A 17103-nucleotide genomic window follows, 5' to 3' on the forward strand; every position below is an offset into this window, starting at 1 on the left:
AAAATAACTTAGAGGTACCACCTGATGCTTAAAAATAAAATTGCCTACAGCGCACTGCTAATAGCGACATTTTTCATATCTTTCAATGCACATAGCGAAGAAGCGAGAATAGAAAATGCTGAGGAGAGGCAAGTTATGTCTCTCATCAATAAAATGACATCAAGTCTTCAGCGTGGGGATATTGAAAAAGTTATGTCTACTTACGAAGAAGGTGCCATCGTAATGTTCGAACCAGGCATGGCGCTAGCCGATCGCGAGGTGTCCGCTCAGATTTTTCAGGAGATGGCGGCGCTAAAACCAGAAGTTACTTATTCAGGGCATGAAGTATTTATAGCTGGAAACATCGCAATGCACATATCTCCATGGTCGATGAAGGGAAAAACGCCCGATGGGCAGGAAGTAAAACAAAGTGGGCTTTCAGTCGCTATACTGCGACGCCAAAAAGACGGTGACTGGAAAATGATTATTGATAACCCCTATGCATCACGCCTAGAAAATTAAAGCCACAGCTTACTCATTACTATCACTCTGAATGCACAAGATATTCAAACTTGAAACCAGCATTTTTAATGATTTCTTTGCACTGCTGTAAAAACCAATCCCCCTTTTCTGTTGGTTGATACTTACAAGCTATGCGAATAAGGATTTGTTTATCTTTTGCGCTCGGATATGTTTCGTAGATTTCGCCTGACTCTAAAAAGGCTAAGTACCTATTGATTTTATTTTGCAATATCAAAAGGTGTTCATCGTCCCATTCAAGATGATCAGAGATAGTAAGTATACAATGGTTTTCTTCATCAATTCCGATGAAATCAATGACATCAACTTGCTCTACGGTCATTAACGAAACCTTTTATTTTGTATGATTTAATAGCATTCAACCTACTTAGGCAATTTACATGAAACGCAACAAAAATAAAGGTGTATGTGAAACAGAGTTCCAGAAACTGTCTTTTGATATACGGCGAACAATCATACTATCCGAATATATGAAACATTGGGAGATGCCAGAGTTTAGGCAAACAATGAGTCGAGAAAACGAGCGGGTTGAGCTTTATACGTTTCCCGGTAATGACAGTGAGAATGTAACGCGGTTTTCAACAATTGGTTTGTCTTCAATCCGATCAAAAGACAGCGAAAGGCAATATGGCATCGGCGCTGAACTGATGATGGTACTGCCGAAAGAAGTGGCTATTGAACAAGAAGATCAAATCAAAAACTATCTATTCGACGTGGCCTCTTACCTACTTAACACTCTGGGAAGGCAATTAACTGTCGGGACGACAATACCGGAAAGTCCATTGGCACCCAATGGTTGGCCCAAGGCGCTGCTCTTTGATGAACCAAGAGGCGAACCTGAAGAGCTTAGCTGCTTTCACATCGGCTCTCAACACGTAGATTTGTTTTGGTTAATTCCTATATATGGAAGCGAGTATGAATTGATCAAAGAAAAAGGATTAGGCGCCTTTGATAAACTATATGAAACAGGAGATATTAGCTTAGTTGATATCAACCGCCCCTCGTTAGCGACGAGCTAACACATAGAAAACTCTGTTTAACAAAAAATCAAAATCACTGGTTAAATAGATGAATCAAACTCCAAAACAGTAGCTTCCTATCTTATCTATGACCCTTTTTCAGTTGCCGCCAACACACCACTTGCCCCAAGATAAAGCGCGCCACTAAAATAGTTTTGACGCGCGGCTAGTTTTTCACCAAACACTTTCGAAGCCTTATTTGCTAAAAATACGTAACCGGAATCCAGCACTAGTGCGAGCAACCAAAAAATGCACGAGAGCAATGCTATTTGGTTAAGGTAAGGCTGTGACGCGGAAACAAACTGTGGCAGGAATGCGCTAAAGAATAATATCGTTTTTGGGTTGGTTAATGAAACCCAAAAACCTCGCTGAAAAGACCCTAACCCAGTAACTTCCTGAGCATCAGTTTTCTTTACTGCATTGATTAGATGATTCACTCCGAGGTAACAAAGGTAAGCGACCCCAATCCATTTTAGCCATAAAAAACCGAATGCTAACTGAGATATAAACCATGACGTTCCAAAAGCTGAGATAAGCAGTTGCACCAGCATTGCAGCGCTAGTTCCTGCGACGGTTTGCAAACCTCGTGAACGCCCATGGGAAATGCAAGTAGATACTATGACCAAAACATTAGGCCCCGGGACAATAATGATGCCTACCGAGACAAGTATAAAAAGTAAAATTTCCATGGTGCTGCCTCAATCTTCGCTGGCCATAATGTAATTAAAAAAGGTTTATCGCTTTTGGTGAAACAAACCCTAACTGTTGTGACGCACTACAGAGCTACAATAATACTACACCGTCAAGTAGTTTGATATTTCGAGTAAATTTCCATCCGGATCTCGAATATAGACTGATTCAATCTTACCCTCTGCACCCGTTCTACCAATCGGCCCACATTCGATTTGTATAGATGCGGCCGTTAAAGAAGAAACTACATCCTTAATAGGGCAATCCGTAATAAAACAAATATCTGCACTACCACTTTTGGGGTGAGATGCATGAGGTTTAAATTCTTTACCCTTAAGGTGTAAGTTTATTTTTTGATTACCAAATTTTAAGGCCTTACGGCCTTCTGAAAACTCAATACATTCCATTCCAAGAACTTGGCTATAAAAATCACAAGTGGCTTCTATCGAGTGCACAGTGAGGACGAAGTGATCAATATGGGAAATTGAAATCATATTTGTTCTCCTTTAATTGAGAAGGAAGTTTGCAAAAGCTTTGCTTTTTGCTGGAATAAACCGACTTGATGGATAGACCAACCAAATTGCAGAGTCAGAGGATGCGCCGCTAACCTTCCAGTCCGGAAGCAGCTCCACTAACCGACCTTTACGCAAGTCCTCTTCAATCATCCAGTCTGCGAGCAGCGAAATACCAGCGCCATTAATCACACATTGTCGGATCGCAGCGGCGCTGGATATCGTTAATGCCGGTTTTATAGGAAGCGTGCAGGTATCGCCATTAGCCTCAAATACCCAAGCGTAGCGGAAATTATCATAAACGAATGTTACCAATTCATGCTGTCGCAATTCATCCGGACTTTTAGGTATTTCGTTCTGTTCAAGATAGGTTTTGCTGGAAACCAGACGGTAGTTAACATCGGCCAGTTTTCGCGCAACTAAAGTGCTATCGGGTAAGTTACCGTGCCGTATCGCAATGTCCACTTGACCATTAACTAGGTCTACCTGCCCGTCGGACAACAGAAGCTCCACATCAATGTTTGGGTAACGTTCGCGAAATAACTTCAGACGAGGAGCAATCACGACTTGACCGTAGGTCACTGATGCGGTGACGCGCAAGCGTCCCGATGGGGTGGCTGCGGCATCAATTAAGGACTGATGCGTTAAATCCATTTCCTCTATCAATGGCGCGATTCGTTCAAAATAGATTTCTCCGGCCCGCGTAGGAGTTAGATTCCGCGTGGTACGTTGAAAGAGGCGTGTTTTCAACAAATTTTCAAGCGCGCTTATCGAACGAGAGACCGAAGAAGGCGCCAAGTTTTGATCTTTTGCGACCTCTACAAAGCTTCCCGAGCGATACACTGCCAAAAATGTCTTAATGTAATCAGTATTCATAATTGCTTATAGCACACTAATGAATTGCAAAGAAGGTTATTTATTGCGTATTTTGATTTTATTAAGGTGTGTAGAACCCCAACCATTGGAGATCAACATGACCTACTTACTTCGATTAGATTGCAGTCCCAGAAACAGGGATTCTGTGTCGCGCGAATTAGCAGATAACGCGGAGAAACGCCTACTGACCTTAATTCCTTCTCTCAGCACCAAGACTCGAGATCTCGCGACCGAAAATTTGCCTCATATCACCAATGATACGATTGCTGGCTTCTATGCACCTCCGAGTGGCAAGACTGAGAAACTTAAAGCAGCCACAGCTCTATCAGACGAACTCATTCAAGAGTTAAAGATGGCCGACACACTACTAATTAGCGCGCCAATGTACAATTTTGGGGTGCCATCATCACTCAAAGCGTGGATCGATCAGATCGTACGGATCAATAAAACTTTTGCGTTTGACGGGTCGCAGTTTGAAGGGCTTGTTACTGTTAAGCGGTCGGTATTAGTCCTCAGTTATGGGGCTCAAGGTTACGCTCAGGGTGGTGGCTTATCTGAGATGGACTTCCTCGAACCCTACCTCAGAGCTTTAATGAGTTTTCTTGGGATAGAAAAGACGCACGTCATCCGTATTGAAGGAACAACAGGCGATCCTGATGCACTCGAAACGGCCAAACGGCAAGCCTTGGTTGATATATCCCAGCTCGTTGTTGAGGAGTCTTAATATGTTGCAGTCATTAAACTTTTCAGGGCGTACCGCTCTCATTATGGGAGCAAGCCAGGGTATTGGGCTAGCAACAGCTAAAGCTCTCGCAGCGTACGGCGCAACGGTTGTTTTGACTGCTCGATCACACCAGAAAATCGAATCAGAAGCTGATTTGCTTCGCTCTGGTGGATTAAGCGCATTGGCCGTTCCGTGTGATGTTAGTGATTATCTCTCCGTTACCGAGGCCATCGAATATGCAGTTGAAAAGACAGGAAGGATCGATATTTTGGTAAATAATGCGGGAGTGATAGAGCCCCTTGCACCGCTTATCGAGAGCGACCCAGATACGTGGGCACGCGCCGCTGACATTAACTATAAGGGGGTCTACCACGGAATTCGGGCGGCGGCGCCAATTATGCTTGAACAGGGTAGTGGAATAATCATTAATATGAGCTCTGGGGCAGCGAATAGCGCCCTCATCGGCTGGAGTCATTACTGCTCTGCGAAGGCCGCAGCCAAAAAACTTACAGAGGTTGCTCACAAAGAAATTGGAGAAAGGAACATTCGAGTCGTAGGACTGTCACCTGGCACTGTCGCTACTGCCATGATGGAAAAAATACGGGATTCTAAAATCAACACTGTGAGCAATTTAGATTGGAGCGTCCACATACCACCGGAGTGGGTAGGCGAAGCTGTTGCTTTTCTATGTGGAGACGAAGGTGCGGAGTACGCAGGAACAGACTTTTCACTCAAAACTTCAGAAGGTCGTAAACGTGTTGGGCTACCCATTTTAAGCGACTAAATCAAAGTATTTATTTTAGCATGTGAAGCGCTATCTGTGACTTTTCGTTTCACGTGTGATTTAGGTTAGCCAGGGCTAGTTTAAATCACACTTTCGGTAAGTAAGTTAGCTCCACGTTTCTGCTAAACTAAAATGAGGAACGCCAAATGTTGCTGTGAAGCACTTAAGAAGGTTTTAAGTTGACTCAAGTCCCGCGCACAAATACGTTTGGCTATATGAACAGAGATTTAGACAATAAAGTTGGTATACCGTCACCCTCTCAGGTTGTAATAATTGACATTGAGGCCTCCTCTTTGAGAGGGGTCTCTGGAGATACGTATGATACTGCACTATTAAGCTACCCTGTCGAGATCGCCGTTGCACTTGATAATGGAGATTCACAGGCTTATTTAATTCGCCCTGAGCCAGGCTGGCAAGACTGGAACAGTGAACCTAGCGATGAGGATATTGGAGCTATTCACAGAATTTCACGCACACGATTATTCGAAGAAGGTAGAAATAGTCGTTTTGTTGCGGAATGGCTCAATGAGCAAGTAGACGGTAAAATAGCCATGTGTGATAGCCCAAATGCAAGGGCCGATTTATTCTGGCTTGATAGGTTGTATGAGGCTTCAGGGGTAGAGCGTGGGTTCGACGTATTCTATTTGTATGACTTTATCGCTCTGGAAGATCCAGACTTCGACATGGCGTATGAACAGGCGGGGATAGCCGATGAAACAGAGCATAGAGCGGAGCGAGATGCTACGGAAATTATGAGGTTATACTGTGAATTTTATTCAATTAAGGCAAACAAAGAATTTTCAGCCTCCCCGTCTACGCCTACTCTTTAACTATATCTAACGCCTTTAGTATTGACCTAAAATCCACCGCTTGTAACAGAATATAGGTACGACATTTGTATATTTCAGAAATATCAAAGATATCCGGATTATCGGTACACACATTACGATACTATGAAAAAGAGGGATTGCTAGAAAACGTCACAAGAAACGATTCAGGAAGGAGAGTTTACAGTAACGATGATCTAGTTTGGATTGAATGGATTCAAAGATTAAAATCTACAGGCATGTCATTAGACGAGATTAGGCAGTTTTCTTCTTTGAGGTATTTAGGGGACGATAGCATATCTCAAAGAAAAGACATGCTTATAGATCACTCGATGAAATTGAAGTCAAATATTCAAAAACTTCGAGAGGAGCTGTCTGTCGTAGATTATAAGATTAAAGCGTACCAGGAAAAAGAAAAAAGCTTGACCTAGAGTGAACTCTAGCTTGTAACATATTCCTTTACAGCTATTTAAAGGAGTATCAAATAATGCAACAAACAGGCTACCATATCACTGCTGAACTGCGAGTAAAGGACAAAAGAAGGTTATCGGAGGCTAAAGCTGCTTTGGTAACGCTTTGTCAAAATACGGTCGGAGAGTCAGGTTGCAGTTTATTTAGTTTGCATCAGTGTTTGGACGATGAGTGTCGATTTCTGTTATGGGAAAGGTTTGAAAATGAAGCGGCTTTCAATCAGCATTTCCGAGAGCAACATACTATAGATTTTGTTGCTCTAGATCTTACTGAGATTGTGCAGTATTTTCGATCTGATGTAGTTATCAAGTGAATGTGTAGATAAAAGATAAAAGGAGATGCAATAGCGTATTGACTAAGACTCCATTGCATTTCCTTGTTCAGTTTTCTAAATTTTTTTGAAGCTAACGTCAGACAAATCTTAATTTTGGGCGTGCCTTGTGTACCTCTAACCAACAATCTGATCTATAACGAGATTATCCTTAGCTACACTTGCCGGTATTAACTAAAAATTAGTATTTATCTGTTATCGTTATCGTAGGCTGGTTGTTTTATGGCCATCCTAAGTTAACGTTAATAAATGGGTGCAAGGCTGCGATGCGGCATTTTGCTGTTACCGCTGCTTCCTATAAAAGGAAAGCCCCATGGATGAGTTATTAAACGGCAAAAGCATCAAGGCAGATTTTGAAGCGCAGGTAACAGCGGCGCTTATGATTCAGAACAATGCGCTTATCCCGCTCAAGCTTGCCGCTCGTTTATGTGGCATCCCGAAACACGAAATACTAAGGCGCATTGACTGCGGTACATTCCCAAAACCTAGAACATTGTCCTCAACAGGTAAGCGTATTCGCGAAGCGTTTTACCTGAAAGATTTACATGAATGGATTAAGTGCCCGCACCTCTATCACCAAAGGGGGCTGCATGAGTGATCAATTAAGCTTGGCACAAATTAAAAGAGCGTATCATCAGGCTGCAAAAATTGTGGCGCGATATGGTGATAAATACCTACCGATATTCGAACGGCTTGAAAAAGAATACCACGATAGAAAAGATAAAGTTAAAATCCTAAATCGTGCCATAAAAATTGCAGAAAAGCACACGGGATTCGAACCTACAGACCTCTAAAAACTGGGATACAAAATGGTACACATACTGGGACACAAATTTTCATAGTAGTAATTTCTAATAAGCACCTAACGCACTGAAATAAAATCATAATTATAGATGATGTTTTTCAAATCGAATCCTGCCCCCTCCACCATTTTCATTTACATAATCTTAACCATTTTCCCGCTAACATGTTGTGTTGATTGAAATTTGTTTTTCAATTGACCAAGGCACATTTTTGCTTTACCTAAAAATGGTACACAAAGTGGGCTACAAATTGGGACACATGGATAGTGAACTATGTATTTTGCAGAGGGAAGAATTTTTATTATCGCAGGCGCGTTCCTGAATACGTGTCTGACTATGATAAGCGCGCCATCATCAAAATATCTTTGGGCACCAAAGATGAAAAAGAAGCCATACGAAAAGCAGCCATCTATAACGACTATATCGAAGATTATTGGCGCAGCCTGATTAAAGGAAATGGAAAAGCTGATCCTGAAGCCGAATATCGCACTGCTATCAAGCTCGCAAAAGCCCATGGCTTTGCCTATAAGAATGCCGTTGAAATTGCTAAAGAGCCGTTAGAAGAAATAGTCGAGCGCCTGAAGACGGCAAACAAGGCCATAGAACAACCCGAAACGGTCTCTTCCGTGCTTGGCGGTACAGAAGTGCCAGAGCTTCCTTTAAGCACTTGCGCAGACAAATACTGGCCGCTATGCCGTGACAGGCTCACAAATAAATCCGAGCATCAAATCCGCAAATGGAAAAACCCGCGCCTTGCTGCCATTAATTACTTTATTAGCGCTATCGGTGATAAGCCTCTTAAAGCCATTGCCCGATCTGATATTTTACAGTTCCGGCAATGGTGGATGGATCGCATTGAAAAAGGCGAAGTCGTGGCCGCGACCGCCAACAAGAACATGATGTATGTGAAAGACATACTTCAGGTGGTCGGGCTCCAATATGAAGTAGCTACCGACTTTGATGTGCTGTTTTCAAAAATACGCCTTAAAGAGCTGGAGCAATCACGGCCTCCTTTTGAAGCCAGCTATGTTCAAGATGTCTTACTTTCCAAGCACGGTCTGAATGGATTAAATGATGAAGCGAGGCTTTTAGTATTTGCTATGGCCGACACTGGCGCGCGGGAATCTGAGCTGATCGGTCTGACAGAAGAAGATATCGTTCTCGATGAGCCTATTCCCTATATCTGGATTCGCGCGCGCGAAAACAAAGCGCTCAAAACGCTTACCTCTGAGCGCAAAATTCCGCTCGTAGGCGCAGCGCTTCATGCCTTCCAGAAACTATCGAGTGGCTTCAACCATTATCGCACCGCCGATACAGCATCCACGACCATCAATAAATATCTGCGTGAAAACGATTTAAAGCCAACACCAAATCACTCCCTCTATTCGTTGCGCCATACCTTTAAAGACCGCCTCCGCGACGCAGGCGCGCCAGAGGAAGTCATCGACGAACTTATGGGGCACAAGAAATCGGGGCCGAAATATGGTAGAGGTCATATGCTTGAGAAAAAACACGAGTGGCTTAGGAAAATTGCTTACTTGATATCATAGAATCAGGTAGGCGGTGTAAAAGCTCCAAATATCTCATTCACTGTGCCTGTATACTTACCTTTTTTTATGTCGTTTGCACGCGTGATAATGCCATCATAATAGCGCAAAATATCTTTGGGATCAGAGTGGCGAACATAGGAAGAAAAGTAATATTCCTTATTTACGATATCAAGCCTTAGACCGTGCTTTTTTAAAACCCAAAGAAGATCAGTGTAGAGCTCTTTAAACCAGCGCTCAACATCTTTCTCCTCCCTTCCATAAAACAGCGCAATCCAATATTCATATTCAAGAGATAAATCAGCTTTAAAATATGGGTCATGCGATGCGCTTATCCAGTTCTGATGGGCTATTTCATTAACCTCTGTTTTAAATATCGCTGCAACAACCTCATCTGGTAAAGGCTTTTCAAAATCTATCGGATTTTGTTTTATATAGGTCTTTTTGCAGTAATTTGTAAGAGCAATCATATGACAACAATCCGTGTCATCACGCGTCCATTTGAATTTGGTGTAATGCAAAATGCATACAGCCCATAAAACGTAATTTCGACCTTTTATGTTTTTATAACCCTTTAAATCTCGTTTCCATATTTCATCAAGCAGGTGCGAAGATGGGCTTTTTCCAATCATGACAAGCGAGCCAACGCCAGAGAATAACTCCAGATACATCAGCGCGCCAAAACACAGAGCCTCTCTAAAATAGCCCTGATATTTAAGGGTAGTTGGCAGACTGATATTTAGGCGTTTAGATATAGTTTGGCTGTCATATTGTTTTATAAACAATTCTGCGAAGTTCTCGATTTTAGCTTCACTGAGCTTTAGGCCTTTGCCGTATCTATTAGCGCGTGTCTTTGGTATGCGCTTATATTTTTGTGCAGGCCTTAATTCGTTTTTTTTCTGTGAGAATTGTGACGATGAAAGGCTATGTTTTCGACAATAATCACTTTGACAAAGGCCGCTATTTTGCTGCGCTTTTATATGTGCAAGCCAGTATTCATCTGTCCGTTTTTTACCTGCCATATCTACTAAAATCCCTAAATTTCATGGATGAATGTTTACTATTGTTATCATGTAAACAATTGATTTTTATTGATTTTTATTGATTTTTATAAATAGGCTTCAGAAATATTCTTATCAAGCTCATTTGAATAATCACCTGCTATGGAGCAATACTGATCTCACGCTTTGGCCAAAGCCTCTTTAGGTTCTAATCCGTTTAACACTGCCCTGCTTTTGCAGGGCAAGGAGGCTTTACATGTCTGACGATATTCAAATATCCATTGAGATTACAATTGAGACGGATCAACCCGTCCAACCCGATATATCTGCACCCCCAAGACAAGATGATCTCTTGCGCTGTGAGATGTGGCTGAGATGCGAATGCGCCCATTGCCAATCCTTTGGCTGTGTGAACGCCCTCAGCCGTAAAAATTCGGAGGTGCACTAATGAACTTCGACAAACCATCCCCGTTTGACGGCGTGAAAGCGGTCAGCCCTTCAGGAGTGATCAAAGTACTCTTTGCCGTCTCACTTGAAGCCGCCATGTTCGTTATGTTTTATGCGGTCTACACCGAAACGATAGGCTTAATGAACGAAACGTACCTTTCGGAGCTTCCCGTGCTCGGCGGGATGTTTGGCATGCTCGATCCTGATGCCAATGCCTCTCACATCATCTCGATACTGCTGGCCACGTTTTCGGTGGCAACGCCGCTCTTCATCTGGGCGGAAGTGCATCGTCAAAATATCTTGGATGATCCTCAAGAATGGTTTTCTCACCCGCAGAACCAAATTTTGGCCAGTATCGCTGGCCTGGTCTTAATCATGGTGATTGGCCTTGAGGTCGTGAATTTATACACCCTCGTTGCAAGGGAAAGCTCTCAAGGTGGATTTGTAGTACAGCAAGAAAGCGGTGTTATGGCCTTCCTTGCACAAAACAAAGGGCTGGCGATTGGTGTGAGCGCTGTGATTGCCGTCATCAACATCATCCTAGCTTTATTCACGACACGCGCCTTCCAAAGCCTTAAGTCAGAGGAGAAATAGTCATGAAATATTTAACCGCTCTTATCCTTGTTCTTTGCATTTCTGCTTGCGGTGAACAAGTGCAGGCTCCCAAAGCTAAAACTCATGAAGATATTTTTGTGCTCATCGAGAATGGCGGAACGATTGCCAGTGAAGATCAGGGGGAAGCGCTGAATACCGCGCTTCACTTACTTCAGCAATTAACCTCGCTCTCCCGAAGAAAAGCCACGAGTGATGTTCAGATTCACATTATTCTGAGCGCACTGCCTAACCGTATTGCGTGGTCGGGGACGGCGGGGCAACTTCTCTCGCAAGCGGAAGATGTTAAGAATCTGATTGTATTCAAACCGACTTTTTCAGATTTGGTTATGGCGTTTGATCAGATTGAAACAACCGTGAATCTGACTCAGCCTGACTCCATCCGATTGTACTGGATTGGCTCAACGGTTCATGTGCCGTTCCAGAATGGTAATGATCCGATTGACGTTGAAGTGCCTCAAGAAGTGCCAAGCGAGTTAGCGCTGGCAAATCTCGCCAGCAAGCTCACCACTCTCAAAATCATGCGCGTTCACCCCGATCAAGACAAGGTGCTGCAAGCCTATCTTGGCTCACTCGGAATTTTGAAACGTGCGCGTAGTGGCGACATTGATTTTGAGTTGCTTGGTGAGGCGCAAACGAAGTCCCGACTGAATACGTTGCTTTAGCTGGAGGGATATCGATGAAAACTTTCATTAGAAACCTAGCAGTTGCAGTTGGCCTATCGGCCTTCTGCAACACCAACCTACTGGCAAATGAGCCTGTTATCACTGTTAAATCAAAAAGTGAGTATTCAGCGCCGATTATTGTTATTCGCTCAAAATATGATTTTGAGAAATCCATTTCTTTGAAGTTAAAAACTGACCCCTCGCTTGATGCCTCGGACATTCTCATAAGAACAATATCCAAGTTCGGAATGGTCGATGCCAATGGTATTAAGATCGTATCGGGGTTCGATATCGATCAGTCAAACAATATTATTGTCGCTTTTAGCGGTGGAACCTCCGAGATTATTCAAACATCGGGAAACCCTTCGCAGCTCAATATCGTTGCCAGCTTTCGAGATGCCAGTGGTCAGTTTGTTTCACCGCCTCCCGATAGCGTCGCGGTTTATTCTATGAGTGGTGAAAAGCTGTGCTTTGACTACAAAACCGTGCAGCAAGCACCGCCCAACATTGGTATCACTTTGCTGCTTGATCGTTCAGGTTCTATGGCTGGCAACATTGATGCGGTGAAAAGCACGGCTAGTAACTTTCTTAATTCATTGCCGTCACATGCGCTATGCGCCGTTGGTAGCTTTAACTCCGATTTAACTTACGGCCATAAAAACTACCAGCAATGTAATGGCGGCGGATTTGGCTTTGACAATATTGAAGCCAGTGGCGGCACAGATATTTTTAAGGCGCTGAGTAGTGCCTATTCAGGCCTATCTGGTAGTTACTTCAATGGGTATCAGAAGGCGGCTATCGTCATTACTGACGGTTACACCGTAAATGATGCAAAAGTAAAAGCTGAATTACTCGCCAATAAAAATGGCATTCTGACCTTTGTATATTTCATTGGCGGAAATCATAAAGATGACCTTGAAGGCATTACCGATCACTTCATTTCTCAAGGCGGCAATGTAAAGCAGTCGCTATCTCATTACTTTAGTGCCATCGGTCTTGCCTATAAAAGTCAGAAAGTTTTGAGTGTTAAGCCTTGCTCTGGAGGTGCGCATGCAACTCCGTAGCCAAGGCACGCAGCATCCGTCGCGGATATATAGCCGCGACCCCGACTTGCATGGCTCAAGTAAATGGGCGACGAAAAACCACCTTCACCAAAAAGGTTATGGCGAAGGTGGGCGCATATTCCTTGGCTACGGCATGGCCGAAGCGAACAAAGGTCGCGCTTATTGCATTACCACAAATACTCAGAAGCACCTGCTAACTGTAGCACCCACACGAAGCGGAAAACTTCTAACTGCGAGTATGCCGCGATGCTTGGAGCATCGTGGTTCGCTAGTTGCGCTTGATGTGAAAGATGGTGAGCTGTCTTTAATTGCTGCGCGATATCGGCGGGATGTGCTTGGCCATAAAGTCATCATTATCGATCCATGGGATTTAGCTTGCTCAAAGCTCGGCATGCCTCAATCGAGGTTTAACATTATGGATTGGCTTGATCCTGACAATGATGACTTTGTTGAGGATGCCATGACCGTTGCAGATAGTCTTGTTACTGACCGAGGTGGCAAAGACCCATTTTGGACGGATGAAGCTCGCGCGCTCGTTATGGGGCTAATTCTCTATGTTGCGGCCACGCCCTTGGTGTTAATGCCGACCGCCAAGCGCTCACGCGACATTCCGCAAGTGAGAAGATTGTTAAGCCTATCTTCCGATGACTTTAAAAAAATCGTTGGCGGAGAGTATGCCGAAGACGAAGAAGGCAATGCCATTTTAATAAAGCCCGGCATGATGCAAAGTTCCAACGAATATGTTCGCGCTTCAGCCGCACGTATTCTCAATAAAGCGTCGAAGGAATTTTCCAGCATTTTATCAACGGCGCAACAAAACACGCATTTTTTAGAAAGCCCGAAAATACAGCGCACCTTATCGGAATCAGATTTCACCTTTGAAGAGCTGGAGAATAGCAAAACAGATATTTTTGTCGTTTTGCCTGCGGGGCGATTATTCACCTATAACCGCTTTTTGCGCATGTTGCTGAGTTCTGCCATTACTTCAGTAACCCGCTTTAAGACCAAACCCAACCCGCCCGTCTACTTCCTTATGGAAGAAGCTGCGGCACTAGGGCGCATGGAGGTCATTGAAACTGCTTTTGGGTTAATGGCCGGATATGGCATGCAGCTTCATATGATCGTGCAGGACTTAAATCAGCTCGTCTCGCTTTATGGCGAGAGGTGGCAAACTTTCATCGCCAATAGCGGCGTTGTTCAGATCTTCGGCACCCGTGATTTGATGACCTCTGAATACACATCAAGGCTGTGCGGTATAACAACAATTGAATCGTTAAGTGAGTACAGCGCTGAGATGCGAGCTCGCCTTTTTAGCGACCCCAGCTTTTTAAGCCAAGAAGATGCGCTTACATCTCGCTCGCTTATCACGCCCGACGAAGTCATGACGATGAGCCCAGTTGCTCAGATTCTCATCTTGTCTCATGCCAATCCAATTGCCTGCTTCAAAACCGCTTACTTTTTGGATCAGAGATATAGAAATAAAAATGGTTCACCCATTTATGACATTCATCCAAATTTTGCTGACGATCCAATAAGCAGACCTGTCAATTTCACCAAACAGGGGCTCAACATTGCAGCGCCTCTCTCTTCGATATTTGATGGAGGGTGAGCACATGATATTTAGAGCATGGATTTCAATTATTGTCATGGGCGTATGTGCATGGAGCGTATGGGTAGGCTTGAACGGAAAAATCCCCCCTTATGATTACGCGCCATTTAGTTTTGTCTTTCATTGCGTAACACCATGGCTGTTACTAATTTTGGCTGCAAAGTCGTGGTATCGCATTTTCATCTGGGGACGCATGCTGCAAGCGAAACAAACACCGCCAATTCTTAGTCGTGGGCTCTCAACACAGGCGCATAAGCAAACAAATACAGTTTTGTTGAAACTTACTTCACAGGCGCTATTTCTTTTCGCCCTAGCTGGTGTGTTAAATCAGTTCTCAATTGATCACATCGAATGGTGGATCGCATCAATCATTGCCTGTTTTTATCTTCTTAAAAAATCATCAAAGGCGGGGTAATGAATATGATTAATTTATTGCCCACAAAAATAGAAAGTAGAAAAACGGCGGAAACATGCGGCTTACAGGGTGCTTATTTACGATTTATTAACGATTTCAGGCGTATCATTATAAGTATGAGAGATTGTGGGAGCGCCAGAGCGTTCCATGCAACTCTCTTTTTTTGTGGTCAGGTGGGTGTATGTGCATGTTCCGCACCCAGAACGTACCATCTCTCAGATATACGCGGCTGGCGCAAAGAATACGGCAGTGAGAGCAGTTATTCGCTTTCACTGCTTTTTTTATGGGGGGATATATGGATAAGCCCCTCATAAAACAGAATAAAAATGAGTCAAATGAGGCTCAGATTTGTTTGAAGACTCCGCTGAAAGCGAGTCATAATCGGGGTTCTGACGATGAAGCGATAATCGCTCTCGTGAAGTTTCTCGCAAGACGCGCCGCCGAAGAAGATTACGAATTTTACCGCAGCGCGCTTAGCAATCCCGATATAGAAGATGGTGGATAGGAATATGACGCAACGTGCTTGCATATATGCCCGATATAGCTCTGACCTTCAAAGTGACGCATCTATTGAAGATCAAATTCGCCTGTGCAGTGACAAAGCAAGCGCTGAAGGCTGGAAGCTTGGCAATTGTTATACGGATGCAGGAATTTCTGGGGCATCACTCATGCGCCCTGGCATTCAATCCCTGCTCAGCGCAGCAATGAATGGTGAGTTTGACATACTCATAGCAGAAGCCTTGGATCGCCTCTCGCGTGATCAGGAAGATATCGCAGGCATTTTTAAACGGATGGAGTTTGCTGGCGTTAAAATCATTACCCTCTCAGAAGGGGAAATATCTACGCTTCACATAGGCCTGAAAGGCACAATGAATGCCATGTTCCTGAAAGACTTGGCCGACAAGACCCGCCGTGGTCTTCGTGGTCGAGTAGAAAAAGGCAAATCAGGTGGCGGTCTGGCCTATGGCTATCAGGTGGTGAAGCAGTTCGACGCCAATGGTGAAGCCATCAAAGGGGATCGTGAGATTGATGAAGTACAGGCCGATATCATCCGCCGCATCTTCCGAGAATATGGCCTTGAGAACAAATCGCCCAAAGCTATAGCCGCGCAGCTAAACGAGGAAGGCATACCTTGCCCATCTGGCAAAAGCTGGGGGCAGTCCACTATTAACGGCAACCGCAAGCGCGGTACGGGCATTCTGAATAACGAGCTTTATATCGGTCGCCTGATCTGGAACAGGCAGCGCTTTATCAAAGACCCTACCACAGGAAAGCGTGTAACGCGCCTGAATGAGCCGTCTGAATGGATTATTCGGGATGTGCCAGAGCAACGCATCGTTGATTCTGAGCTATGGGAAGCGGTTAAAGCGCGCCAGAAGTCACTGGATCGCAAATCTTCCGCGCTTTGGCAAACTAACCGCCCCCAATATCTGCTATCAGGGCTAACCAAGTGTGGCGTTTGCGGTGGCGGGTATTCCAAGATCAACTCTACCCAATATGGCTGCTCTGCGGCCAAGAACAAAGGGGATAGTGTCTGCAACAATCGCCGCACCATTAAACGAGAAACGCTGGAGGGCTATGTTTTGGATGGCTTACAAGGCCACCTCATGCGTGAAGAGCTGGTCAATGTGTTCTGTAAGGAATACACCAAGCATCTGAGCACCTTGCATGCGCAAGCCAATGCACAGCGCAAATCACTTGAATCTCAACGTGACAGCCTTTTTAAAGAGCGTGAGCGCCTGATACAAGCCATCAAAGATGGTATTCCCGCCAGTATGGTCAAAGATGATCTGGAAAGCGTTTCAGAGCGCATTGAGAAAGCGGAACAAGCTCTGACTGTGCAACCAGCACTCAAGCCACTCATTCATCCGACCATGGCATCACGTTATCACCAAGCAATAAAAGACTTAAAGGCATCGTTGAATGCGGATGGTGCGCGCGCCGAAGCATCACAGCATTTGAGGGGGCTTATCGAGAAAGTGGTACTAACGCCAGAAGAAGGCGAGAAAGGCCTGCGTATTGATCTATACGGTGATTTAGCTGGAATCTTGAATATGTCTTTGGAGACGAAAGATATGAAAATCTTGGACAAACTATGCTTGAACGCATCGAATGATAATAAGGCTATCAATGGGGCCGAAGCCCACATAGATAGAATTGGTAGCGGGAGCAGGATTTGAACCTACG

22 protein-coding genes are annotated in these 17103 nt (G+C 44.2%); 17 read left to right on the forward strand and 5 right to left on the reverse strand.

Annotation, left to right across the window (positions count from 1 at the left end):
• Positions 1–24: 24 nt before the first annotated feature.
• Complete coding sequence (locus tag B4K11_RS02550; protein ID WP_272965380.1) at positions 25–501, forward strand: YybH family protein; 477 nt, start codon at positions 25–27, stop codon at positions 499–501.
• A gap of 22 nt (positions 502–523) precedes the next feature.
• On the opposite strand, the gene B4K11_RS02555 is transcribed toward B4K11_RS02550, so the two are convergent.
• Positions 524–841, reverse strand: coding sequence for a DUF6572 domain-containing protein (locus B4K11_RS02555; RefSeq protein ID WP_272965379.1), 318 nt, complete (start codon positions 839–841; stop codon positions 524–526).
• Positions 842–899: 58 nt separating this feature from the next.
• Here B4K11_RS02555 and B4K11_RS02560 point away from each other — a divergent pair, with 58 nt between their 5' ends.
• Positions 900–1538 carry a suppressor of fused domain protein gene (locus B4K11_RS02560; protein WP_272965378.1) on the forward strand — a complete coding sequence of 213 codons (639 nt, stop codon included), beginning with the start codon at positions 900–902 and terminating at the stop codon, positions 1536–1538.
• Positions 1539–1624: 86 nt separating this feature from the next.
• Here the strand turns inward: B4K11_RS02560 and B4K11_RS02565 are convergent, their stop codons facing one another.
• From B4K11_RS02565 to B4K11_RS02575, 3 genes are all read right to left on the reverse strand, one after another.
• Positions 1625–2227, reverse strand: a complete 603-nt coding sequence (locus B4K11_RS02565; protein WP_272965377.1) for a LysE family translocator — start codon at positions 2225–2227, stop codon at positions 1625–1627.
• A gap of 105 nt (positions 2228–2332) precedes the next feature.
• The gene (locus tag B4K11_RS02570; protein WP_292950410.1) at positions 2333–2722 is read right to left on the reverse strand and encodes a VOC family protein; all 390 of its coding nucleotides are present in this window, start codon (positions 2720–2722) and stop codon (positions 2333–2335) included.
• A gap of 12 nt (positions 2723–2734) precedes the next feature.
• Positions 2735–3616 (reverse strand): LysR family transcriptional regulator, encoded by an 882-nt coding sequence (locus tag B4K11_RS02575; protein WP_272965376.1) that lies wholly within the window; start codon positions 3614–3616, stop codon positions 2735–2737.
• Positions 3617–3713: 97 nt separating this feature from the next.
• On the opposite strand from B4K11_RS02575, the gene B4K11_RS02580 reads away from it, so the two are divergent.
• The 8 genes from B4K11_RS02580 (at position 3714) to B4K11_RS02610 (ending at position 9106) form a co-directional block, all read left to right on the forward strand.
• Complete coding sequence (locus tag B4K11_RS02580) at positions 3714–4340, forward strand: FMN-dependent NADH-azoreductase (protein WP_272969335.1); 627 nt, start codon at positions 3714–3716, stop codon at positions 4338–4340.
• Between the two features lies 1 nt (position 4341).
• The gene (locus B4K11_RS02585; RefSeq protein ID WP_272965374.1) at positions 4342–5124 is read left to right on the forward strand and encodes an SDR family oxidoreductase; all 783 of its coding nucleotides are present in this window, start codon (positions 4342–4344) and stop codon (positions 5122–5124) included.
• Positions 5125–5303: 179 nt separating this feature from the next.
• Positions 5304–5954 (forward strand): hypothetical protein, encoded by a 651-nt coding sequence (locus B4K11_RS02590; RefSeq protein ID WP_272965373.1) that lies wholly within the window; start codon positions 5304–5306, stop codon positions 5952–5954.
• 65 nt (positions 5955–6019) lie between these two features.
• On the forward strand, positions 6020–6382 hold the full coding sequence (locus tag B4K11_RS18580; RefSeq protein WP_414630864.1) for a MerR family transcriptional regulator: 363 nt from the start codon (positions 6020–6022) through the stop codon (positions 6380–6382).
• A 56-nt stretch (positions 6383–6438) separates the two neighbouring features.
• Complete coding sequence (locus tag B4K11_RS02595; RefSeq protein ID WP_272965372.1) at positions 6439–6735, forward strand: putative quinol monooxygenase; 297 nt, start codon at positions 6439–6441, stop codon at positions 6733–6735.
• A gap of 331 nt (positions 6736–7066) precedes the next feature.
• Complete coding sequence (locus B4K11_RS02600) at positions 7067–7351, forward strand: helix-turn-helix transcriptional regulator (RefSeq protein WP_272965371.1); 285 nt, start codon at positions 7067–7069, stop codon at positions 7349–7351.
• A complete protein-coding gene (locus tag B4K11_RS02605) occupies positions 7344–7547 on the forward strand; it encodes a hypothetical protein (RefSeq protein ID WP_272965370.1) in 204 nt (67 codons plus the stop codon). The genes B4K11_RS02600 and B4K11_RS02605 overlap by 8 nt, the downstream gene beginning before the upstream one ends.
• Before the next feature lie 275 nt (positions 7548–7822).
• Positions 7823–9106 (forward strand): DUF6538 domain-containing protein, encoded by a 1284-nt coding sequence (locus tag B4K11_RS02610; protein ID WP_273070383.1) that lies wholly within the window; start codon positions 7823–7825, stop codon positions 9104–9106.
• Between the two features lie 2 nt (positions 9107–9108).
• On the opposite strand, the gene tnpA is transcribed toward B4K11_RS02610, so the two are convergent.
• Complete coding sequence (gene tnpA, locus B4K11_RS02615) at positions 9109–10125, reverse strand: IS66 family insertion sequence element accessory protein TnpA (protein WP_272965368.1); 1017 nt, start codon at positions 10123–10125, stop codon at positions 9109–9111.
• Positions 10126–10551: 426 nt separating this feature from the next.
• Here tnpA and B4K11_RS02620 point away from each other — a divergent pair, with 426 nt between their 5' ends.
• The 7 genes from B4K11_RS02620 (at position 10552) to B4K11_RS02650 (ending at position 17096) form a co-directional block, all read left to right on the forward strand.
• Positions 10552–11145: a hypothetical protein gene (locus B4K11_RS02620; RefSeq protein ID WP_272965367.1), complete on the forward strand. Its 594-nt coding sequence runs from the start codon at positions 10552–10554 to the stop codon at positions 11143–11145.
• A gap of 2 nt (positions 11146–11147) precedes the next feature.
• A complete protein-coding gene (locus tag B4K11_RS02625) occupies positions 11148–11828 on the forward strand; it encodes a hypothetical protein (RefSeq protein WP_272965366.1) in 681 nt (226 codons plus the stop codon).
• A gap of 14 nt (positions 11829–11842) precedes the next feature.
• Positions 11843–12892, forward strand: a complete 1050-nt coding sequence (locus B4K11_RS02630; protein ID WP_230715886.1) for a VWA domain-containing protein — start codon at positions 11843–11845, stop codon at positions 12890–12892.
• Positions 12879–14501, forward strand: a complete 1623-nt coding sequence (locus B4K11_RS02635) for a type IV secretory system conjugative DNA transfer family protein (protein WP_272965365.1) — start codon at positions 12879–12881, stop codon at positions 14499–14501. The genes B4K11_RS02630 and B4K11_RS02635 overlap by 14 nt, the downstream gene beginning before the upstream one ends.
• 4 nt (positions 14502–14505) lie before the next feature.
• Complete coding sequence (locus tag B4K11_RS02640) at positions 14506–14916, forward strand: hypothetical protein (protein ID WP_272965364.1); 411 nt, start codon at positions 14506–14508, stop codon at positions 14914–14916.
• A 295-nt stretch (positions 14917–15211) separates the two neighbouring features.
• Positions 15212–15421 carry a hypothetical protein gene (locus B4K11_RS02645; RefSeq protein ID WP_272965363.1) on the forward strand — a complete coding sequence of 70 codons (210 nt, stop codon included), beginning with the start codon at positions 15212–15214 and terminating at the stop codon, positions 15419–15421.
• A 4-nt stretch (positions 15422–15425) separates the two neighbouring features.
• On the forward strand, positions 15426–17096 hold the full coding sequence (locus B4K11_RS02650) for a recombinase family protein (protein WP_272965362.1): 1671 nt from the start codon (positions 15426–15428) through the stop codon (positions 17094–17096).
• The last annotated feature ends 7 nt before the right edge of the window (positions 17097–17103 follow it).

The sequence above is a fragment of the Neptuniibacter sp. UBA6509 genome (genome assembly GCA_002435145.1).
Lineage (GTDB): Bacteria > Pseudomonadota > Gammaproteobacteria > Pseudomonadales > Balneatricaceae > Neptuniibacter.